The organism is Pseudomonas sp. B611, from assembly GCF_055407965.1.
This window is the reverse complement of sequence record NZ_JBUZST010000003.1, coordinates 297404-318354: the sequence shown is the minus strand read 5'-3', so window position 1 is coordinate 318354 and position 20951 is coordinate 297404. Positions and strand designations below refer to the sequence as shown.

At 63.6% G+C, this 20951-nt stretch carries 16 protein-coding genes; 8 read left to right on the top strand and 8 right to left on the bottom strand.

Annotated elements, in window-relative coordinates:
* Positions 1–22 precede the first annotated feature (22 nt).
* Genes ACZRMO_RS09695 through xylB form a run of 3 tightly spaced genes read left to right on the top strand, consistent with a single transcriptional unit; the run spans position 23 to position 3446 of the window.
* Positions 23–955, top strand: a complete 933-nt coding sequence (locus tag ACZRMO_RS09695; protein ID WP_463972727.1) for an ABC transporter substrate-binding protein — start codon at positions 23–25, stop codon at positions 953–955.
* 21 nt (positions 956–976) lie between these two features.
* A complete protein-coding gene (locus tag ACZRMO_RS09690) occupies positions 977–1969 on the top strand; it encodes a LacI family DNA-binding transcriptional regulator (RefSeq protein WP_463972726.1) in 993 nt (330 codons plus the stop codon).
* A gap of 16 nt (positions 1970–1985) precedes the next feature.
* Positions 1986–3446, top strand: a complete 1461-nt coding sequence (xylB, locus tag ACZRMO_RS09685) for a xylulokinase (protein ID WP_463972725.1) — start codon at positions 1986–1988, stop codon at positions 3444–3446.
* A 123-nt stretch (positions 3447–3569) separates the two neighbouring features.
* Here xylB and ACZRMO_RS09680 read toward each other — a convergent pair whose 3' ends face one another.
* Positions 3570–4016, bottom strand: a complete 447-nt coding sequence (locus tag ACZRMO_RS09680; protein WP_124524783.1) for an Lrp/AsnC family transcriptional regulator — start codon at positions 4014–4016, stop codon at positions 3570–3572.
* 109 nt (positions 4017–4125) lie between these two features.
* Between ACZRMO_RS09680 and ACZRMO_RS09675 the strand changes: the two genes are divergently transcribed.
* Entirely contained in the window at positions 4126–5028 is a 903-nt protein-coding gene (locus ACZRMO_RS09675; protein WP_463972724.1) for a DMT family transporter, read from the top strand.
* Here ACZRMO_RS09675 and ACZRMO_RS09670 read toward each other — a convergent pair.
* The 3 genes from ACZRMO_RS09670 to fabF form a co-directional block, all read right to left on the bottom strand.
* The gene (locus ACZRMO_RS09670) at positions 5006–6985 is read right to left on the bottom strand and encodes a peptidase U32 family protein (RefSeq protein WP_463972723.1); all 1980 of its coding nucleotides are present in this window, start codon (positions 6983–6985) and stop codon (positions 5006–5008) included. The two genes, ACZRMO_RS09675 and ACZRMO_RS09670, sit on opposite strands and share 23 nt — an antisense overlap.
* A 216-nt stretch (positions 6986–7201) precedes the next feature.
* Positions 7202–7582, bottom strand: a complete 381-nt coding sequence (locus tag ACZRMO_RS09665; RefSeq protein ID WP_463972722.1) for a RidA family protein — start codon at positions 7580–7582, stop codon at positions 7202–7204.
* A gap of 66 nt (positions 7583–7648) precedes the next feature.
* Entirely contained in the window at positions 7649–8917 is a 1269-nt protein-coding gene (fabF, locus tag ACZRMO_RS09660) for a beta-ketoacyl-ACP synthase II (RefSeq protein ID WP_463972721.1), read from the bottom strand.
* A 108-nt stretch (positions 8918–9025) separates the two neighbouring features.
* On the opposite strand from fabF, the gene ACZRMO_RS09655 reads away from it, so the two are divergent.
* The gene (locus ACZRMO_RS09655; protein WP_463972720.1) at positions 9026–9508 is read left to right on the top strand and encodes a winged helix-turn-helix transcriptional regulator; all 483 of its coding nucleotides are present in this window, start codon (positions 9026–9028) and stop codon (positions 9506–9508) included.
* On the opposite strand, the gene ACZRMO_RS09650 is transcribed toward ACZRMO_RS09655, so the two are convergent.
* Positions 9509–10831: an OprD family porin gene (locus ACZRMO_RS09650; RefSeq protein ID WP_463972719.1), complete on the bottom strand. Its 1323-nt coding sequence runs from the start codon at positions 10829–10831 to the stop codon at positions 9509–9511.
* 332 nt (positions 10832–11163) lie between these two features.
* The gene (locus tag ACZRMO_RS09645; RefSeq protein ID WP_463972718.1) at positions 11164–12198 is read right to left on the bottom strand and encodes a GlxA family transcriptional regulator; all 1035 of its coding nucleotides are present in this window, start codon (positions 12196–12198) and stop codon (positions 11164–11166) included.
* A 98-nt stretch (positions 12199–12296) separates the two neighbouring features.
* Here ACZRMO_RS09645 and ACZRMO_RS09640 point away from each other — a divergent pair, with 98 nt between their 5' ends.
* The 3 genes from ACZRMO_RS09640 (at position 12297) to ACZRMO_RS09630 (ending at position 16818) form a co-directional block, all read left to right on the top strand.
* The gene (locus tag ACZRMO_RS09640) at positions 12297–13268 is read left to right on the top strand and encodes an ABC transporter substrate-binding protein (RefSeq protein WP_463972717.1); all 972 of its coding nucleotides are present in this window, start codon (positions 12297–12299) and stop codon (positions 13266–13268) included.
* Between the two features lie 61 nt (positions 13269–13329).
* Positions 13330–14439: an aryl-sulfate sulfotransferase gene (locus ACZRMO_RS09635; protein WP_463972716.1), complete on the top strand. Its 1110-nt coding sequence runs from the start codon at positions 13330–13332 to the stop codon at positions 14437–14439.
* Between the two features lie 78 nt (positions 14440–14517).
* Positions 14518–16818: a TonB-dependent receptor gene (locus tag ACZRMO_RS09630; RefSeq protein WP_463972715.1), complete on the top strand. Its 2301-nt coding sequence runs from the start codon at positions 14518–14520 to the stop codon at positions 16816–16818.
* A 95-nt stretch (positions 16819–16913) separates the two neighbouring features.
* On the opposite strand, the gene ACZRMO_RS09625 is transcribed toward ACZRMO_RS09630, so the two are convergent.
* Together ACZRMO_RS09625 and ACZRMO_RS09620 are read right to left on the bottom strand one after the other, a co-directional pair.
* Positions 16914–17783, bottom strand: a complete 870-nt coding sequence (locus tag ACZRMO_RS09625) for an isocitrate lyase/PEP mutase family protein (RefSeq protein WP_124524775.1) — start codon at positions 17781–17783, stop codon at positions 16914–16916.
* Positions 17784–17898: 115 nt separating this feature from the next.
* Positions 17899–20949, bottom strand: a complete 3051-nt coding sequence (locus ACZRMO_RS09620) for an efflux RND transporter permease subunit (RefSeq protein WP_463972714.1) — start codon at positions 20947–20949, stop codon at positions 17899–17901.
* Positions 20950–20951 lie beyond the last annotated feature (2 nt).

Below are 20951 nucleotides of genomic sequence, written 5' to 3'. Positions count from 1 at the left end.
AACAATCACAAGAGAGACCCGCATGAACCTTAAACGCCTGTTTCCCGTCGTCGCCCTGACCGCCTTGATGGCCCATACCGTCGAAGCCCGTGAACTCAACGCCCTCGGCATCAGCATGGGCTCGCTCGGCAACCCGTATTTCGTGACCCTGGCCGACGGCGCCACGGCGCGGGCCAAGGAGTTGAACGCCAACGTCAAGGTGACGTCGGTGTCGGCCGACTATGACTTGAGCAAGCAGTTTTCGCAGATCGACAACTTCATTGCGTCCAAGGTCGACCTGATCCTGATCAACGCGGTCGACCCGTCCGCCATGGCCTCGGCGATCAAGAAAGCCCGCGACGCCGGGATTGTCGTGGTGGCGGTAGATGTGGACGCCAAGGGCGTCAACGCCACGGTGCAGACCGACAACGTCGAGGCCGGCAAGCTGGCCTGCCAATACCTGGTGGACAAGCTCGCAGGCAAGGGCAATGTGATTATCCAGAACGGTCCGCAGGTCACCGCCGTGACCGACCGCGTCAAAGGCTGCAAGGCCGCACTGGCCGGCGCGCCGGAGATCAAGGTGCTGTCCGACGACCAGGACGGCAAGGGCTCGCGCGAAGGCGGCCTGAACGTGATGCAGGGTTACCTCACGCGCTTCGCGAAAATCGACGGCCTGTTTGCGATCAACGACCCGCAAGCCATCGGCAGTGACCTGGCGGCGCGACAGCTCAAGCGCAGTGGCATCATCATCACCTCGGTGGACGGTGCACCGGACATCGAGAACGCGCTGAAGTCCGACACGCAGATCCAGGCCTCGGCCAGCCAGGACCCGTGGGCCATGGCGCAGACCGCGGTTAATGTGGGCAACGATATTCTGCATGACAAAGCCCCTGGCGAAGCGGTTACCCTGCTCACGCCAAAACTGATCACCCGCGACAACGTCGGTACGTACAGCGGCTGGTCGAGTAAACATTGATCGCATAAGGGGAACAGCAACGTGGTGACCATGGATGACGTGGCAAGCCGGGCGGGGGTGTCGACGTCCACCGTGTCCCACGTGTTGAACGGCACGCGCAAGGTCAGCCCGGCCTCGGTGCAGGCGGTGCAGCAGGCGGTCCAGGCGTTGGGCTACATCCCCAACACCCTGGCGCGCTCGCTCGCGCGGTCGAGCACCAGCACGATTGGCGTGGCGATCTCGGCGCTGTCCAACCACTATTTCAGTGAAACGGTGCACGCGATTGAAACCGAGTGCGCCAAGCACGGCTACATGATGCTGTTTGTCGACACCCACGACGACCCGGAGCAGGAGCTGCGGGTGGTCACCGCGCTGCATCACCGGCGTGTCGACGGGGTGATCCTCGCGCCGTCGAATGACTCGATGGCGTTGGAGTACCTGCGCAGCAACGGGATTCCCACAGTGCTGGTGGACCGGATGATGAGCGCGCAATTTGACCAGGTCGGTGTGGAGAATACCCAGGCCACCCAGGCCCTGATCGCGCATCTGATTACTCATGGGCACCGTCGCATCGGCTTTATCGCCGGGCGTACGGGGTTCAGCACCACCGACGAGCGGGTTGCCGGCTACAAGGCCGCGTTACAGGCGGCGGGGCTGGGGTTTGATCCGCAGTTGCTGGTCAATGGCGGCTCGAACACTGAGCCGGCGCGCCAGGCCACGGTGCAGTTGCTCGGGTTGAGCGCGCCGCCCACGGCGATCATGGCCGGCAATAACCTGATGACCCTTGGCGCCATGCACGCGCTGCGTGACGCGGGGCTTGAGGTGCCGGGGCAGATGGCCTTGGTGGGCTTTGATGATTTTGACTGGGCCGATTTCTTCGTGCCGCGCCTGACGTTGATCGCCCAACCGGTCAACGACCTGGGCGCGCGCGCCGTGCATCTGCTGCTGCAACGCATGGCGACGCCCGACGCGCCGCCGCAAAGCGTGCGCCTGGCGCCCAGCCTGCAACTGCGCCATTCATGTGGCTGTAACTGATTGGAATGAAACGCGTATGAGCAGTCCTGTTTCCCTCGGCATAGACCTCGGCACTTCCGAACTCAAGGCGATCCTGATGGATCTGGACGGCACGGTATTGGCCCACGCTGGCGTGCGCTTGAGCGTGTCGCGGCGCCACAGTGGCTGGTCCGAACAGGCGCCGGAAGACTGGTGGCGGGCGTGTTTGCAGGCGCTGGCGCAACTGCGTGGCCATCCTGCCTTTGCGCGGGTGGCCTGTATCGGCTTGTCGGGGCAGATGCATGGCGCCGTATTGTTGGGGGCGGACGACCGGGTGTTGTATCCCGCGATCCTGTGGGACGACTCCCGCGCCATCGCCGAGGCCGAGGCGTTGGGCGCAGGGTTTGCCGAGGTTACCGGCAGCTTGCCGATGGCCGGGCTGACGGCGCCGAAACTGCTGTGGCTGCAACGCCACGAACCCGAGGTGTTCAAGGCGATTGACTGTGTGTTGTCGCCCAAGGACTACCTGCGTTTGCGCTTGAGTGGTGAGCGCGTCAGCGAGATGTCGGACGCCGCCGGTACGCTGTGGCTGGATGTGGCCCAGCGCGAATGGTTCAGCCCGATGGTGCAGGCCAGCGGCCTGACCCCGCAGCAGCTGCCGAGGCTGGTGGAGGGCGGCGCGGCGAGCGCGGTGCTGACCGCCACCGGCCTGGGGTTGCCCGGCGGGGTGGTGATCGCCGGCGGCGGGGGCGACAACCCGGTGGCGGCGGTGGGCATCGGCGCGATCAACGCTGGCGACGGCTTCATCACCCTGGGCACCAGTGCGGCGATTGTGGCGATCACCGACCACGCCGCTGGCAACCCGGCCAGTGCCGTGCACAGTTTTTGCCATGCGCTGCCCAATCGTTGGTACACCATGGGCGCCATGCTCGCCGGGGCCAGTTGCCTGCGTTGGGTCACGCGCCTGACCGGCGCGGCGGATGAGCAAACGTTATTGGCAATGGTGCAGGCACAACTGCCGATTACCCAGGCGGTGCCGCTGTCGGCACCGCTGTTTCTGCCTTACCTGGCCGGCGAGCGCACGCCCCATAACGATCCCTTGCTGCGCGGTGGCTTCATGAACCTGGGCCACGACTGCACCCCGGCGCTGCTCGGCTATGCGGTGATGGAGGGCGTGGGCTTTGGCTTGCTGGACGCCCTGCACGCGGTGCAATCGGCGGGGGCCGACGTCGGTGCCTGTGCCTTGGTGGGCGGTGGCGCGCGCAGTGAGTATTGGGCGCAGTTGCTGGCGAATATCCTGCAACGGGAGATCTACACGTTGCAGGGCAGTGAACTGAGCGCCTGCGTGGGGGCGGCGAAGCTGGGGTTCATGGCGATCGGGGAGGGGGCCGAGCTGTTGCAGGCCGGTATGCCGGTCAAGGCGCGTTACTGGCCGGATGCCCGGCAGCAGCCGGTGTTGGCGGCGCGGTATGGCAAGTTCAAGGGGTTATTGGCGGCGGCGAAGGCGCTGCATGACTGAGGGGCTGATCGTTCCCACGCTCTGCGTGGGAATGCATCCCTGGACGCTCTGCGTCCGTTCTTACAGGCGTGACGCAGAGCGTCACCGGCGGCATTCCCACGCAGAGCGTGGGAACGATCAAACTCAATCCCCACCACCTAGCGGCGGCAAGCGCCGTTTCACCGGGGTTTTCTTGACGATCGCCGTGTTGGTCTCGGCGTAGACGTTGAGCCGATCGAGCAAGGTGTCCAGCTGTTCCATGGTGCGCACATGCAGGCGCGCGATAAAGCAGTCGTCGCCGGTGACCTTGTCGCACTCGGTGAACTCGGGGATGGCCTGGATCTGCCGCTCAACCTCCTGCAACTTCCCGGGCAGGGGGCGGATGCGCACGATGGCTTGCAGCAGGTAGCCGAAGTGTTTGGCGTCGATGTCCACGGTGTAGTGGGTCAGCACACCGCGCTCTTCGAGGCGGCGCAGGCGTTCGCCGACGCTGGGCGACGACAGCCCGGTGATGCCCGCCAGGGCCTTGAGGGACAGGCGCGAATCGTCCATCAAGGCGGCGATCAGTTGCTGGTCGATGCTGTCGATCATGGCTTTTGCCTAATAAGAAAAGGTGATTCGGGGTTCTGGCCTTTTTTAGTCACTGGAGGCGCTGCCCAGCAGATTGCCATAATTGAGCCTCACTTGAGGAGCATCAATCGTGGATACATCCATCCGTCGCGGTTCGTGGGAAATGGTCGCCGCCATGCTGATTTCGGGGACCATTGGCTGGTTCGTGCTGGTATCAGGCGTGTCGGTGATCGAAGTGGTGTTCTGGCGCTGCGTGATCGGCGGGCTGACCTTGCTGCTGGTGTGCGCCGTGTTGGGTTACCTGCGCGTGGACCTGCTGAGTTGGGCCACGCTCGGCCTGGCAATGCTCAGTGGCGTGGCCATCGTCGGCAATTGGCTGCTGCTGTTCGAGTCCTATTCCCACGCGTCCATCGCCATCAGCACGGCGGTGTACAACGTGCAGCCGTTCATGTTGGTGATGCTGGCGGCGGTGTTTCTCGGCGAGAAGATCACCGTGCAGAAACTCACGTGGTTGAGCGTGGCATTTGTCGGGATGCTCGCGATTGTCACCGCCCACGGCACTCAACAGAGCGGCGGGGATTACCTGGCAGGCATCGCGTTGGCGTTGGGCGCAGCGTTTCTGTATGCGATTGCTGCGCTGATCATCAAGCGTTTGAAGGCGGTGCCGCCCCATCTGATGGCGCTGGTCCAGGTGACCACCGGCGCCGTGTTGCTGGCGCCTCTGGTGCCGTGGGGCAGCGTGCCTGTGGCGCCCACTGCCTGGGCGGCGCTGGTGACGCTGGGCGTGGTGCACACCGGTGTGATGTATGTGTTGCTGTACGGCGCGATCCAGAAACTGCCGACCGCATTGACCGGCGCCTTGTCATTTATCTACCCGATTGCGGCGATCTTCGTCGATTGGATCGCCTTCGGGCATCGCCTGGGCTGGCAACAATGGCTGGGGGTGGCGGCGATTCTGCTGGCGGCAGCGGGGTTGCAGCGGGGCTGGTGGTGGCCCCGCTCCCGGAGGGTCAGTGCGTACCCTGGAAAATGATGTTTTCCGGGTTGAAGTGCTCCACTGCGCTACCGGGTTGCGGCAGGCCGAGGATATGCCCCTTGATCTTGCCCACCACGTGCATTTCGCAGGGTTTGCAGTCGAACTTCAGGGTCAGCACTTCATCGCCATGGATCAACTGCATCGGCGCGACCTTGGTCTTCACCCCCGTCACACCCTTGGCCTGTTTCGGGCACAAGTTGAACGAGAAGCGCAGGCAGTGCTTGGTGATCATCACCGGCACTTCGCCGGTTTCTTCGTGGGCTTCGAAGGCAGCATCGATGAGCTTTACGCCGTGACGGTAGTAGAAATCACGGGCCTTCTGGTTGTAGACGTTGGCCAGGAACGACAAGTGCGCTTCCGGGTACACCGGCGGCGGCGTGGTTTCGGCTTTACGCCCACCCCGCGGGTGCGCGGCCACACGGGCGGCGGTCAGCGCTTCGATCACTTCGCGGCGCAAGGCCTTGAGCTGCGAGTTGGGAATGAAGAACGCGTGCGGCGCATCCAGCTGGATGTCGGTGGCGTGGTATTCGGTAGTGCCCAGTTGGCCGAGCAGGTCGCGCAGGGTGTCGAGCGCCTGTTCCGGCTTGTTGGCCACGCCGAACGGGCCGGGCAGGGTGACGCTGGCGCTGATGCCTTCTTCGCTGGTGGCGGTGACTTCCAGCTGCTCTTCACGCAGGCGTGCGGCCCAGGTCAGGCCGATACGGCGTTCGGACGAGGTCTTGAGCAGCGCCTGTTGCCAGTTGTGGTCCAGGTTGCGGTTCAGCGGATGGTTCGGGCGCAGCTGATGCAGGCCGGCCGGCATTTCGTTCGGCTCGACGCGGTAGCGGTAGCGCTTCTCGCCGTCTTCCTCGAATTCGCCCTTGGGCTCGGCGATGTTGGCGCGGAAACCCACCACTTCGCGCTTGACCAGCACATTGAGGCCGTCGCCATTGGACAGTGGCTCATGGGTGACCACCTGCAAGTCGCGCTTGCCGGCTTTTTCCACCACACCCACCGGCAGGCCGGTGAAGGTCGGGGTGTCGAAGGCACCGATGTCGACCTTGCGGTCGGTGACGAAATAGTCGGTGCTGCCACGGTGGAAGGTTTTTTCCGGGTCGGGCAGGAAGAAGTGCACGGTGCGGCCGCTGGAGGCACGGGCCAGGTCCGGACGGTCCTCAAGTACATCGTCAAGGCGCTGGCGGTAGTAGGACGTGATGTTCTTCACGTAGCCCATGTCCTTGTAGCGGCCTTCGATCTTGAACGAACGCACGCCGGCCTCGACCAGCGCGCGAATGTTGGCGCTCTGGTTGTTGTCTTTCATCGACAGCAGGTGCTTTTCAAAGGCCACGACGCGGCCCTGGTCATCTTTCAAGGTGTACGGCAGGCGGCAGGCCTGGGAGCAATCGCCACGGTTGGCGCTGCGGCCGTTCTGCGCGTGGGAGATATTGCACTGCCCGGAGAACGCCACGCACAAGGCGCCGTGGATAAAGAACTCGATGGCGGCATCGGTCTCGTCGGCGATGGCGCGGATCTCTTGCAGGTTCAGCTCACGGGCCAATACCAACTGCGAGAAACCGGCCTGGTCGAGAAACTTAGCGCGGCCCAGGGTGCGAATGTCGGTCTGGGTGCTGGCATGCAGCTCGATGGGCGGGATATCCAGCTCCATTACGCCCAGGTCTTGCACGATCAACGCATCGACACCGGCGTCGTAGAGCTGATGGATCAGCTTGCGCGCGGGTTCCAGTTCGTTGTCATGCAGGATCGTGTTGATCGTGGTGAACACGCGGGCGTGGTAACGGCGGGCGAATTCCACCAGTGAAGCGATGTCGCTCACGTCGTTGCACGCATTGTGGCGGGCGCCGAAGCTTGGGCCGCCGATGTAGATGGCGTCGGCGCCATGCAGGATCGCCTCGCGCGCGATGGCCACATCGCGGGCAGGGCTGAGCAATTCAAGGTGATGCTTGGGCAAGGACATAGTTTTTTTAGTCAGGCTTGTCACGGTTGAGGCGCGCATTGTAGCTGTGAAACGCTGGGGGGGCACCTACCACAGTGCTGGCGGGGGTTTCCTATGCCTTGGGATTGCAAACCCAATCAAATGTGGGAGCGGGCTTGCTCGCGAAGGCGGTGGGTCAGCCCATGAATCTGGCGACTGACACTCCGTATTCGCGAGCAAGCCCGCTCCCACATTGGCTTAGGCTTTTGCGGCCATCGCGGTGACTTCGACACGCATGCCTTCAACAGCCAGGGAAGCCACACCCACCGCTGCCCGCACCGGCCATGGCTTGGCGAAGAAGCGCTTATAGACTTCATTGAACGCCGCACGATCGGCCATATCCGTCAGGTAGATGGTCAAGTGCATCACCCGGTCCATCGAACTGCCGGCCTTTTCCAGGGCGACTTTCAGCGCTTGCAGGGTGCATTCGCTTTGCAGGGTGATGTCGCCCAGTTCCAGGCTGCCATCGGCGCGGGTCGGGATCTGGGTGGAGACCAGGATGCCGTTGAAGCCGATCACGTCGGAAGAAATCGAGTCGGCATCCGGATCGGGGGTGTAGGACAGGTCGTGGTTGGCCATGGGCGCCTCTCATTGGCAGGTAAAAGAAAGGCGCCCATGGTCCGCGAAAATCACCTGCGGGGCAAACTACGCCCAGCGGCGGAACAGCACGCTGGCATTCACGCCGCCAAAGCCGAAGCCGTTGGACAGCGCGTATTCAATCGCCATTGGCCGGGCGGTACCGCGCACCATGTCAAGGCCTTCGGCGAGGGCGTCGGGGTTATCCAGATTCAGGGTCATCGGGGCAATTTGGTCACGCAGGGCAAGTACGGTGAAGATCGCTTCGATACCACCCGCCGCACCCAGCAAGTGGCCGGTGGCGGATTTGGTCGAGCTGATGGCGGGGCTGGCGGCTGCACCGAACACCGTTTTGATCGCTGCAAGCTCGCCCTTGTCACCCACCGGGGTAGAGGTCGCGTGGGCGTTCAGGTATTGCACCGCAGACGCTTCAATCCCGGCTTGGCGCAACGCCTGCTCCATGGCGCGGCGCGCACCGTCACCGTCTTCCGGGCCAGCGGTCATGTGGTAGGCATCGGCGCTGGTGCCGTAGCCCACCAGTTCGGCGATGGGTTGGGCGCCGCGGGCCAGGGCGTGTTCCAGTTCTTCGATGACGAGGATACCGGCGCCTTCACCCATGACAAAACCGTCACGGGCTTGATCGAACGGGCGGGAGGCTGACTCGGGCGTATCGTTGAAGTCACTGGACAGGGCGCGCGCCGCAGCAAACCCAGCGAGGCTGACCCGATGGATCGCCGCTTCGGCACCGCCGCACACCGCCACGTCGACTTCCCCCGCGCGAATCATCCGCGCTGCGTCACCAATGGCCTGCACACCTGCCGCGCACGCGGTGACAGGTGCGCCCAGCGGGCCTTTCAACCCATAGTTGATCGACACATGCCCAGCCGCCATGTTGCTCAGGAAGGACGGAATGGTGAACGGCGACAAGCGGCGTGGGCCCTTGCTGTCGGTGGTGCGCACCGCCTCGGCAATCGCCGGGAAGCCACCGACACCGGACGCGATGATCGTCGCGGTGCGCTCCTGTTCCTGCGCGGTTTTCGGTGCCCAGCCCGCCTGTTTCAGCGCTTCATCCGCCGCCGCCAGGGCGAACAGGATAAAGCGGTCCATCTTGCGCTGTTCCTTGGCCGCCAGCAGGCGATCAGGATCAAATCCGCCCTCAGGGTCTTGCAACACGCTCTGTACCTGGCCGCCGATGCTGATCGCGAGGTCGCCGATCAACTCTTCAGGCAGGCGCCGAATCCCCGACTGCCCGTCCAACAGGCGTTGCCAAGTGGATTGCACACTCGCGCCCAGCGGCGTCAGCGCGCCCATGCCTGTCACAACGATGCGTTTACTCATGATCAATCGACTCCGGTTGTGTTGAGGGATACAGACCCTATGGACGTCACTATCATCATGAAAGTAACATGGCGTCACACAACTTTGTACCCACCACGGGAACCACCCATGCAACGCAAGTCCCTCGTCAGTGAAGAATGCCCCGTCGCCCGTAGCCTTGAGCGGGTAGGGGAGTGGTGGAGCATCCTGATCATGCGCGACGCGCTGCACGGCCTGCGCCGGTTCGATGAGTTCTCGCGCAGCCTCGGGATCGCACCCAACATGTTGACGCGGCGCCTGAATGGTCTGGTGGAGGCGGGCATGCTCGAGCGCCGCCCTTATAGCGAGCGACCGCCACGCTACGAATACGTACCGACGGCGAGGGGGGAGGATTTCAGTGGGGTGCTGATGTCGCTGGTGGCTTGGGGCAATCGGCATTTTGCCGAGGAGGGCATCAGTGTGGAGGTGGTGGAACGTGCCACCGGGCTGCCGGTACAGCCAGCGATGGCGAATGCCGAAGGTAGGTGTGTGCCGCTGGAGGACTGCATGATCCAGGCCGGCCCCGCCGCTAGCGCGGGAATGCGCCAACGGCTGGGCTCGATGCCTGAGTGATTACAGCAAGGTAAACGGGTAATCGACGATCAGCCGCAACTCGTTCAACTTGCCGTCACCTTGGTCGGCATTAGACGAGACGATGGCATCGCGCACCCGCAGCGACAAGTTCTTCGCCGGGCCGCTCTGGATCACGTATTTGGCTTCCACGTCGGTCTCGTGGTGCGCGCCATCCGAGCCGTAGTCGTTGACGTAGGCGCTGTGCTCCGGCGTGTGTGTGCCATCGATGTCCGAGCCGTTGATATAGCGGCCCATGAAGCTCAGGCCGGGTACGCCGTAACTGGCCATGTTCAGGTCATAACGAATGCCCCAGGACTGTTCGCCCGGACCGTTGAAGTCACCCCACTGCACCGAGTTGGCGAGGAACACCGAGTCGCCCCCTTCGCCAGCACCGTTGTTGCCGGTGCCGATGTAGTCAAACGGCGTGTCGCCATGCACCTTCTGGAATGACAGCGTCAGCGTGTGGGCCTGCAGGAACGAATAGGCCGCCGCCAGCGAGTAGGTGGTGTTGTTGATCGCTCCGGCCTTGGCGCTGCCGGTGTCGAGGGTGCGGTACAGGTTGCCGTCCAGGGCCAGCGACTGGTCATTCGGCAACGGGATCACGTAGTTGAGGTTGGTGTAGTACTGGCGCCAGATATCTTCCAGCTCGCCCGCATACAACGTGGCACTCAGGTTCGGGGTAAAGGTGTATTTGCCGCCGACAAAGCTCGCGCTGTTGGCGGCGATATTGGCGTAGGTCGCGTAGATATCGTGGTCGTGGTTGCTGGTCATGCCGCTGTTGGTGCTGGTGAAGTGCCCGGCTTCCAGGTCGAGGCCGGCGATTTCGCTGCTGGTCAGGTCGAAACCGGTGGCAGTCTGCGGTAGCAGGCGCGTGCCGCCGGTGGCGAAGACCGGGGCGGTGGGCTGCATATCACCGAATTTCAGCTCGGTCTTGGAGATCTTCACCTTCACCGCTGCGCCGACGGAGCCGTAGGCATTTTCCGGGTCGCCATGGCGATCGGTGGGCAGGTTGCCGGTGCCTGCGTCGGCATGGGTGGCGTCCAGCTTCAACCCGCCGTAGGCGTAGGCATCCACACCGAAGCCAATGGTGCCCTGGATGAAGCCCGAGGCGTAGTTGAGCATGGCGCCTTGGGTCCAGTCGCGGTTATCGGCCTTGCCGCTTTGGCGGTCGCGGTCCATGTAGTAGTTGCGCAACAGCCCGGTAATGCTGCTGCCTTCGATAAACCCCTTGGCATCGGCCTGGTCCGTCACGGACTCGGCAAAGGCCATTTGACTGATACCGGCACACACCGCCAGTGCTAACAGGCTCGACTGCTTAATCATGGTATTCACTTCCCCGGGTAATGAACGCGCGCACAGAAACACTGCACTTTTTAAATGGCGCAAAACGTATGATCGGCAGAGTTTTACAAGGTGGGCGTTACAGTTTTTTATTGTGTTCGGCGTGGTTGCCGAAGTTGATTCTAAGCCCAGTTTGCGGGGGCTACAGCCAGGCGATGGATGAAACTCGATTAATTAAACTTCACGTTATTCAAGCGGCGCAGGGTGTAGCGTGGGAGCTGTCTTAGCCGCTCTGCTTCGACAAAAAATCCTTTGGTTGCCGCCGCAGACTCTGCGGCGGATTTTTTCGTTGGGATAGTTTCAAGTTGAGGCGCTTAGTGCGCCAAGCCGTGTAAGGCGATACCCATCGGGAACGGCGGCTGGCTGGCGGGCGCAGCCTTCATCTGCGTACGGTAACCGAGCGGGCTGGTGCCCAGTTGTTTTTGGAACGCCCGGCGCATGCGCTCCTCTCGACCAAAGCCCACCGTTTCGGCAATCCGCTTGATCGGCTCGTTGGTGGTCGCCAGCACCCGGCAAGCGGCCTCCAGGCGCAGACTTTCCACCGCTTGCGCCGGCGTATCGCCCGTGGCGGCGACGTAGGCCCGGGCAAAGTGGCGCGGGCTCATGCCGAATTGCTCGGCCAAGCGTTCTACCCGTAGATCACCGTTCAAGTTCCCCGCAATCCAGGCATGCAAGCGCGCCAGGCGCACGTCGGGATCGGTGCGCAAGGCTGTGGACTGCGCATTCAGCGAAGCACTCAGCTGCGGCTGTTCGCCCGAACGCCACAGGAACACCGTGAAATAACGCGCCAATGACAGCGCGGCCTGGGCGCCGAGGTCCTGTTCCACCAGCCCGAGGGCCAGGTCGATGCCGGCAGTGGCGCCACCACAGGTCCACAGGTTGCGGTCGTGCAGGTACAACACGTCGGTTTGGCAGATCACCTTGGGATAACGCGCCTGCAGTTCATCGGCAAATTTCCAGTGGGTCACCACCTTGCGCCCATCCAGCAAGCCGGCAGCGGCCAACGCAAAGGCCCCGGTGCCGATCGAGCACAGGCGGCGGATATGCGCCGCGCGCCGCTGCAACCAGGCGCACGCCTGTTCGTTGGCCTCCAGCGCGGCCATGCCTGGGCCGCCCGCGACAATCAAGGTGTCAATCAGCGGCGCCTGCCTGTCGATCTGCGCTAGTGACAGGGTGTTGGCGCTGATCCCCGACACGGACGTGATCGTGCCCCCCTGCGGCGAAGCCAACAGCAGCCGATACGGCGCCGCACCGCCCAACAGGCGCGGAATCGCCGCAAACACCTCCAGCGGGCCAGCCGCGTTCAGCAGCAGCAAGTCATCGAACGCCAGCACGACGACCGTGCGCACGCCGTTGTCCGGTGTGGCAGTAAAGGAGGGGTGTTTGGCATGGAGCGTCACGGCGAGCCTCGACATACTGGGTTCAACGCAAAAATGAGGGCACGACAATGACGCTAAAACCTGACGCTGCCAAGCATCCCGTACTGCGCCGCCTGGTCGGGCTGGCGTGCCTGGCGACGCTGTTGATCGTGCAGCCGGTGTCGGCAGCGCTGAAGGTCGGTGACCAGAGCGGCCTGATCCAGGCCATGCTGCATGCGTCCGGGGAAGACAAGGACCTGCCGGCCGCGCTGGTGTGGCATCCGTTCAACGCCGGCACCACGCTGCTGGAGGCGTTGAGCGCCGGTGCCATCGATATCGGCGTGGTCGGCAATGCGCCGCCGGTGTTTGCACAGGCCGGTGGTTTTGATGTGCGCATCATTGGCGTGGCGAGCGGGGCGCAGAACAACAATGCGCTGTTGCTGCCGGAAGGTTCCAGCGTGCAGCGTGTCACCGACCTCAAGGGTAAGCGCGTGGCCGTGGCCAAAGGCACCAGCGGCCACTACCTGCTGCTGGCGGCGCTACACGAGGCCGGGTTGACAACGCGGGATGTGAACATTGCCTACGCCAGCCCGCTGGACGCGCAAACCGCGTTTGCCAGCGGCCGGCTCGACGCCTGGTCGGTGTGGTACCCCTTTGTCGGCCAGGCCACTTCGCGGGGCGCTCGGGTATTGGTAGACGGCGGCGACTGGCCGGAAACCGGGCAGAACTTCACCCTGGCGAGCCTCCAGGCCTTGGCCGACCCACAACGCGCCGCCGAAGCCGGCGATTTACTCGCCAGGCTTGCCCGCGCGCAAGCCTGGGCCACGGCCAACCCGGACGCCTGGGCTGAGGTGTTCGCGCAGACCACGCGGCTGCCGCTGACATTGGTGCGCGACATGCTCGCCCATCAAAACCTGCGTTATGTGCCGATTGATCCCTCGGTCATCGCCTTGCAACAGCGCCTGGCGGATCTGTTCGCCGCCGAGCGGGTGATCCCGCACCCGCTGGACGTCGGGCAGATCTTCGACGCGCGCTTCAACGCCGTTCTTCCCCCTAACTGATCCCTGTTTTTGACCTTGCCGGTGTGCCGCCGGCAGGGGTTCCTGCACCCGGAGAAAAGCCATGCACAGCACCACCCTCAAGCGCCAGAAGACCGGCCTGATCGCCGTCGATCACGCCCGCAGCGCTGGCGGCTACACCTTGTTCGCGCCGCAAACGGCTGACGGCAATGTGTTCCTGGTCGACCTCGACGGCGAGGTCGTTCACCGCTGGAAGCTGCCCCAACGCCCGGGCCGCGACGCGGTGATCCTGGCCAACGGCAACCTCGGCTACAACGGCAACCACCCGGACTCCCCGGAGCTGTTCCCCGGCTGGTCGGTGTGGCACGGCGGCGCATTCAGTGAAGTCACTCCAGAGGGTGAAGTAGTGTGGGAGCACACCGACCTGCTGCACCACCACGATGCGCAATGGCTGGACAACGGCAACCTGCTGTACACCACCGTCGAGCCCCTCAGCGCGGCACTGGCCAGCCGCGTGGTCGGCGGCATTCCCGGCAGCGAGGCGGCCGGCGGGGTGATCTATGCCGATGTGGTCAAGGAAGTCGACCGCCAGGGCCAGGTGGTGTGGGAGTGGCGCAGCTGGGAACACCTGCTGCCTGAGGACTACCCCCTGCACGCGACATTCGAGCGCTACCACTGGCCGATGACCAATGCGGTGTCGCCGGGGCGCGACGGCAAGGTCATCCTGAGCCTGCGCAGCGTGTCGTCGGTGATTGCTATCCAGCGTGGCAGCGGTGAGGTGCTGTGGCGCCTCGGTCACGACCTGGTGGCGCAACAGCACTGCCCGAGCGAGCTGGAAAACGGCAACATCCTGGTGTTCGACAACGGCATTTCCCGCCCGCACATCAGCATGCCGCACTCGCGCATCCTCGAAATCGACCCGCTGCAACAGCGCATCGTCTGGCAATACGCCGATACCCCGGGTTATGCGTTCTTCACGCCGTTCATGGGCGGCGCCCAGCGCCTGCACAACGGCAACACCCTGGTGACCGAGGCCAACTTCGGCCGTTTGTTCGAAGTCACCCCGGCCGGTGAAGTGGTGTGGGAATACGTCAACCCGCACTTCGCCACGTACCCCGATGCAGCCTCCCGCCGCTACCTGCCAGGGGAAAACAACGCGATCTTCCGCGCACACCGTTACCAGCGCCAGGACATCCCCTGGCTGCGCGACTGACCCAACCCCGCAACGATCACGCTCACGCAGGCCACGCGCAGCGAAGTATCGACTCATCCCAGACTTAAGGAACCACCGATGACTCTGCTTTATTCGCGCCCTTTGCGCGTGGCTGCACTGGGCGTTTGCGCGCTGATCCAAGGGCTGCCAGTAGCGGCCGAGACGTTACCCGAGCCACCCGACACCGTGCTGCAAGCGGTGACGGTGGAGTCGCGCCGGCGCAGCGAAGACGCCCAACACGTGCCCGTGGCCATGAGCGTGCTCGGCGCGCAAACCCTGGAGGAACAGCGCCTGTATCGCTTGCAGGACTTGCAGCAGGCGATGCCCAGCGTCAACGTCGCCTTTATGCATGCACGGCAATCCAGCCTGTCGATTCGCGGGCTGGGCAACAACCCGGCCAGCGATGGCCTGGAGGGCAGCGCCGGGATCTACCTCGACAACGTGTACCTGGGCCGCCCGGGCATGGCGGTGTTCGACCTGCTGGATGTCGAGCAGATCGAACTGCTGCGCGGGCCCCAAGGCACCTTGTTTGGCAAGAACACCACGGCGGGCGTGTTGAACATCACCACGCGGCGGCCCACGTTTACCCCGCAGGGCAGCCTCGCCACTTCACTGGGCGAGGACGGTTACGTGCAAACCCAGGCGAGTCTTTCCGGCCCGCTCAACGACACCCTGGCCGGGCGGATTGCGCTGTATCGCACCCATGAAAACGGCTACGTCGAGAACCAATACAACGGCCACACCCTCGGCGGCGGGCAACGCCAGGGCTTTCGCACGCAGTTGCTGTTCCAGCCCAATGAAGATTTCAACCTGCGCTGGATCGCCGACTACCACGAAGAAGACTCCAGCGCCGGCACCCGTTCGCTGTTCAGCACCGGGCCGACCATCAACGGCGTCAACCGCTACGAACAGCGCGCCGCCGCGGTGGGCGCGACCTTGGTGAGCGGGCGCCGCGTGAACCTGGACGCGGACCAGAGCGTCAAGGTCTTCCAGGGCGGCACCTCGCTGGAAGCCAACTGGACATTGCCCAACGACTACACGCTGACCGCCATCAGCGCCTATCGCTGGTGGGATTTCACCCCGCGCAACGATGACGAGCTGAACGTCGAGGTGATGCACAACGTCGGTCAATCGGCCCGGGACAAGCAGTATTCCCAGGAACTGCGCCTGGCCTCGCCGGTGGGCGAACACTTTGATTATGTGCTGGGCGCGTATTACTTCCGCCAGGAGATGCGCAACACCGTGTTCACCGATTACGGCCCGCTGGCCGACACCTGGAACGGCACCGCCCAAGGCGCGCTGAACAATGTCAGCAGCGTCGGGCACGGCACGGTAGATACCGACAGCATTGCCACGTTTGCCCAGGGCACCTGGCATTTGACGCCCAGCCTGGATTTCAGCCTCGGCGTGCGCGGCACCTATGAACGCAAACTGGCGCAGGTAACGCGCAACGCGCCGGTGGGCGGTGCTGCGGTGTCGGGCGCAGCGGCGGGCACCAGGGCCGGACGGCTCGGCGCCTATGATTCGGGTGACTTGAGCCTCTACAGCTTCAGCCCGTCGGCGCTGGCCAGCCTCGCCTGGCAGGTGGACGAGCAGGTGCTGGCGTATGCGTCGTTGTCCCACGGCGAGAAGTCCGGCGGGGTCAACCTCAGTGTGGCCAGCGCGCCGGTGGCCGGGGCCGACTCGCTGTTGATCGGCAGCGAACGTGCCAACGATGCCGAACTGGGGGTCAAGACCACCTGGTTCGACCAGCGCCTGCTGCTCAACGCCAACCTGTTCTGGACCGTGGTTCACGGCTACCAGACCAACGCCTATGATGACGCCAACCTCACCAGCTACCTGACCAACGCGGGCACCGTGCGCAGCCGTGGCCTGGAGCTGGACAGCAGTTGGCGGCCACTGCGAGGCCTGACCATCAACATGAATGGTTCATGGAATGACGTGCGCTATCTGTCTTACGAGGACGCACCATGCCCGGCCGAAGTCGCCTTGCGCCCAGGAGCGCCGGCTGCCTGTGATTTGAGCGGGCACGCGGTGGTCGGGGCGTCGAAATGGATCTACAACACCAGCGCGAGTTATCAATGGCAGTTGAATAACGGCTTGCAGCCCTATGTGAACGGCAACTATGCGTGGCGCTCCCACGCGGTGGGTACGGTGGATGATTCGCGCGAAGCCCAATTGCCGGGCTACGGGTTGGTCAACCTGTCTACCGGGGTGCGGGGGAATTGGGGGGATGGGCAATGGGACGTGTCGCTGTGGCTGAAAAACGCCTTCGACAAGACCTACTACACCACGCTGTGGAACTCGCCAAACGGCGCTTATACCGGGGTGCTGGGCACTCCGCGGACGCTGGGTGCAACGGCGCGTTATGACTTTTAAGAGGGGGGAGGTTGATGGGTAACTGACCCATGCCAACGGTGGCGGTGAGCCCAAGGCAGTAGGAGGGCATTCACCGCTTACCTGGCAGGTAAGGACTACTCTTTTACATCCATGAACTCTTTCGCCCACGCCACGTAGTTCTCGGGCAACGTGTAGGTGTGCGTCAGTTCGGTAGCGCTGAGGTTGGAGGTACTGTGGGTCAGCTGGCGCTGGGCGCGCAGGCTGTCGTAAGTGGCTTTGATCGCCGCGAAGTAGGCACCATGACCGGCTACCACGATGCGTACGCCAAGGCTGGCCAGGCGTGCCGCGTCATTCAGCTTTGGATTGCCGTAGGTCACCAGCATCAACGGCACTGTGAGGTGTTCTGCGATCTTCTCCAGGTGTTCGAAGTCGCTGACGCCAACCATGCAGATCCCATCCGCACCGGCTTGTTGATAGGCCAGGGTGCGTTCGATCACGGCTTCGGTGGGCAACACGCCGGCGTTGGTGCGGGCGATGATCGACAGCTCGGGGTCAACCCGCGCTTCCAGGGCAGCGCGCACTTTGCCGATGCCTTCTTCGATGGAAATCAGGTCGGTGGATTTGCGCCCGAATTGCGCCGGCAGCAAGGTGTCTTCAATCGTCAACGCGGCCACGCCGGCACGCTCAAGTTCTTCGACGGTACGCATCACGTTGAGGGCGTTGCCGTAGCCGTGGTCGGCGTCGGCAATGAACGGCAGTTGGGCGACGCGGCCGATGCGGGTGGCCTGCTCGACGAATTCACTCAGGGTGATCAGGGCAAAGTCGGGGGCTGCCAGTACTTGCAGGGAAGCGACGGAGCCGCCGAGGATGCCGACTTCGAAACCCAGGTCGGCGGCGATGCGGGCGGACATCGGGTCAAAGACAGAAGCGGTTTCAACGCACGCAGGCGTTGCCAGCAGTTCACGGAAATTACGGCGCAGGGCTGTGTGGGACTTTTTCGGCATGATCTTTCCTGGTGGGGCCATTGACTGCATACGATCAATGCCTATGGGTGGACGTGTGAGATTACCATGTAGGAAAAGGTAGGATTATGACGTTTGAGAATGGCCCATGCGCAATTCACATAGGCTGCTGCACCGATTCAGCAGCGTGCGCGTGAGTGGCGCCAATAAACATATACATCGCCGGCACCATAAACAGCGTGAGCAGGGTGCCGATCGACAGCCCGCTGAAGATCACCAGGCCCATGTCATGCCGCCCCGCAGCCCCGGCGCCCGAGGCCCAGACCAGTGGCGCCACGCCCAGCACCATCGCGGCGGTGGTCATCAGGATCGGGCGCAAGCGCACCGCGGCCGCCTCTTCAATCGCCTCACGTTTGCTGCGGCCGGCCCGTTGCAGTTCGTTGGCGAATTGCACGATCAAGATGCCGTGCTTGGTGATCAAGCCCAGCAGCGTCACCAGGCCGACCTGGGTGTACACGTTGATCGAGGCGAAGCCCATGGTGATGAACGCCAGTGCGCCAAACAGGGCGGGCGGCACGGAAAAGAGGATCACCACCGGGTCGCGAAAGCTCTCGAACTGGAAGGCCAGCGCCAGATAGACGATCAGGATCGAAAACAGCAACAGGCCGACAAACCCGCCAGATTCCTGGATGAACTGCCGGGATTCGCCGGCGAAATCCGAGGTGTAGCCCGATGGCGCGATGCTGTTGAGGATCGCGTTCAGCTTGCCCAGCAGTTCGCCCTGGGCCACTCCACTCACGCCGGCCAGGGTCGCCGAGTTGAGTTGCTGGAAGTGGTTGATCGACTCCGGCTGCGTCGAGGTTTCGATATGCGCCACGGTGCGCGCCGGGATCATCGCGCCGCCAGGTGTGCGGATGTAGTAGTCGAGAATCTGCTCTGGGTTGAGGCGGTCCACCTGCAATACCTGGGGAATCACTTTGTACGAGCGCCCGGCGGTGGAGAAGTAGTTCACGTAGTTGCCGCCCAACGCGGCGGACAGCGCGGCGCCGACATCGGCCAGGGTCATGCCGAGGGCGGCGATTTTTTCCCGGTCGACCACCAACCGCGCTTGGGGCTTGTCCAGTTTCAGGTCCATGTCGGCAAACCAGAACAGCTGTTGTTTCTGCGCCTCGGCCATCACCGCCTGGGCGACTTCGTTGAGGTTTTCCACGGAGTCGGTGGTGGTGATCACGAACTGCACCGGCAAACCTTGCGCCCCCGGCAGTGACGGCAACGGGAACGCCGCGATGGTCGCGCCCGGCACCTGGTTCCATTTTTGCTGCAAGTCCAGGATCAGCTCTGCCTGGGAGCGCGTACGCTCGCCCCAGGACTTGAGCAACACGCCGCCCAGGCCCTGGTTGAGCGCAGGCAGGCCGGTGAGCTGGAACATTTGCGCGTATTCGGCCTCTTTGTTGGCGATCTGGAACGCCTGGTCGGCAATGCGCTCCATCTGCTGGGGCGAGGCGGTCGGCGGGCCCATGATCTGCATGAACACCAGCCCCTGGTCTTCGGTGGGCGACAGCTCGCTCTTGGCCGTCATGCCACTGGCGGCCACCAGCAGGAACAGGACAAAACCAAAGGTCACCAGCACCGGCCAGACATCCAGGCCGCGGGACAAGATGCGGTGATAGCGCCCGCGCAGCCAGTCAAAATAGCCATCGAGGCGGCGGGCGAAGCGGCCTTCTTCCTGCCCGGGCTTGAACAGGCGCGAGGTCATCATCGGCGACAGGGTCAGCGCCACCACGGCGGAAACGGTCACCGCGCCCGCCAGGGAGAAACAGAACTCCTTGAACAACGCCCCGGTCAGGCCGCTGCGCAAGCCGATGGGCACGTAGGCGGCCACCAGCACCACGGTCATCGCCAGGATCGGCCCGCCCAGCTCCCGCGCCGCCACCAGCGACGCCTCCAGCACGCCTTTGCCTTCCTCCTTGATATGCCGGTCGACGTTTTCCACCACGATAATCGCGTCATCCACCACCAGCCCGATGGCGAGCACCAGGGCGAGCAACGTCAGCAGGTTGATGGAGTAACCCAGCAGGTACATCACAAAGAACGTCCCGACCAGCGACAGCGGGATCGCCACCAGCGGCACAATCACCGCGCGGAAAGAACCGAGGAACAGGTAGATCACCACCGAGACAATCACCATGGCTTCGGCCAGGGTCTTCACCACTTCCCCAATCGAGGTGTTAATGAAGGCGGTGGAGTCATACACGATCTCGCCGCGCACGCCAGCGGGCAACTGCGCTTGCAGCTCTGGGAAGGCCTCGCGCACGCTGTCGGCGACGGTCAGGATGTTCGCGCTGGGCGCCACCTTGATGCCGATGAACACCGAGCGCTTGCCGGAAAACGCCACGCTGCTGTCGTAGCTTTCGGCGCCGAGGGTGACGTTGGCCACGTCCTCCAGGTACACCAGGGCATCGCCTTTTTGCTTGATCACCAGTTGCTTGAACTCATCCACGGTGTGCAAGTCGGTGCCGGCGGTAAGGTCCACCGTGACCGTTTGCCCACGGGTGGAACCCACGGCCGACAGGTAGTTGTTGTTGGCCAGGGCGGTGGCCACATCCTGGGCGGTGACGTTATGCGCCGCCAGTTTGTCCGGGTCCAGCCAGGCGCGCAGGGCGAATTGGCGCCCGCCGAGGATCTCTGCGGTCTGCACGCCCTGTACCGAATCCAGCTTGGGCTTGACCACGCGCACCAGGTAATCGGTGATGTTGTTGGTGGGCAGTGTGTCGCTGTAGAAACCCAGGTACATGGCGTCGGTGGTTTGCCCGACCGCCACCGTCAGCACCGGTTCCTGGGCCTGCGCCGGCAACTGGTTCTTCACCGAGTTGACCTGGGTGTTGATCTCGGTGAGCGCCTTGCTCGCGTCATAGTTCAGCCGCAGGGTGGCGGTGATGGTGGACACGCCAGTGATGCTGGAGGACGACAGGTAGTCGATGCCCTGAGCCTGGGCAATCGCCGCTTCCAGCGGCTGGGTGATAAACCCGGCGACGGTGGACGCGTCCGCACCGTAGTAGGCGGTGGTAATGGTCACCACGGTGTTTTCGGTGCGCGGCCATTGGTTGACCGGCAATTCAAAGATCGAGCGCAGCCCCAGGATCAGGATGAACAGCGAGACCACCACGGCCCAGACCGGTCGATGAATAAAGGTGTCGGTGAATTTCATGG

What these genes read in the sequence shown, in the direction of transcription:
- ACZRMO_RS09625 (WP_124524775.1), bottom strand. Translation starts at nt 17,783, where the DNA reads ATGCCGAAAAAGTCCCACACAGCCCTGCGCCGTAATTTCCGTGAACTG.
- ACZRMO_RS09640 (WP_463972717.1), top strand. Translation starts at nt 12,297, where the DNA reads ATGACGCTAAAACCTGACGCTGCCAAGCATCCCGTACTGCGCCGCCTG.
- fabF (WP_463972721.1), bottom strand. Translation starts at nt 8,917, where the DNA reads ATGAGTAAACGCATCGTTGTGACAGGCATGGGCGCGCTGACGCCGCTG.
- xylB (WP_463972725.1), top strand. Translation starts at nt 1,986, where the DNA reads ATGAGCAGTCCTGTTTCCCTCGGCATAGACCTCGGCACTTCCGAACTC.
- ACZRMO_RS09680 (WP_124524783.1), bottom strand. Translation starts at nt 4,016, where the DNA reads ATGATCGACAGCATCGACCAGCAACTGATCGCCGCCTTGATGGACGAT.
- ACZRMO_RS09630 (WP_463972715.1), top strand. Translation starts at nt 14,518, where the DNA reads ATGACTCTGCTTTATTCGCGCCCTTTGCGCGTGGCTGCACTGGGCGTT.
- ACZRMO_RS09650 (WP_463972719.1), bottom strand. Translation starts at nt 10,831, where the DNA reads ATGATTAAGCAGTCGAGCCTGTTAGCACTGGCGGTGTGTGCCGGTATC.
- ACZRMO_RS09635 (WP_463972716.1), top strand. Translation starts at nt 13,330, where the DNA reads ATGCACAGCACCACCCTCAAGCGCCAGAAGACCGGCCTGATCGCCGTC.
- ACZRMO_RS09695 (WP_463972727.1), top strand. Translation starts at nt 23, where the DNA reads ATGAACCTTAAACGCCTGTTTCCCGTCGTCGCCCTGACCGCCTTGATG.
- ACZRMO_RS09665 (WP_463972722.1), bottom strand. Translation starts at nt 7,582, where the DNA reads ATGGCCAACCACGACCTGTCCTACACCCCCGATCCGGATGCCGACTCG.
- ACZRMO_RS09670 (WP_463972723.1), bottom strand. Translation starts at nt 6,985, where the DNA reads ATGTCCTTGCCCAAGCATCACCTTGAATTGCTCAGCCCTGCCCGCGAT.
- ACZRMO_RS09655 (WP_463972720.1), top strand. Translation starts at nt 9,026, where the DNA reads ATGCAACGCAAGTCCCTCGTCAGTGAAGAATGCCCCGTCGCCCGTAGC.
- ACZRMO_RS09620 (WP_463972714.1), bottom strand. Translation starts at nt 20,949, where the DNA reads ATGAAATTCACCGACACCTTTATTCATCGACCGGTCTGGGCCGTGGTG.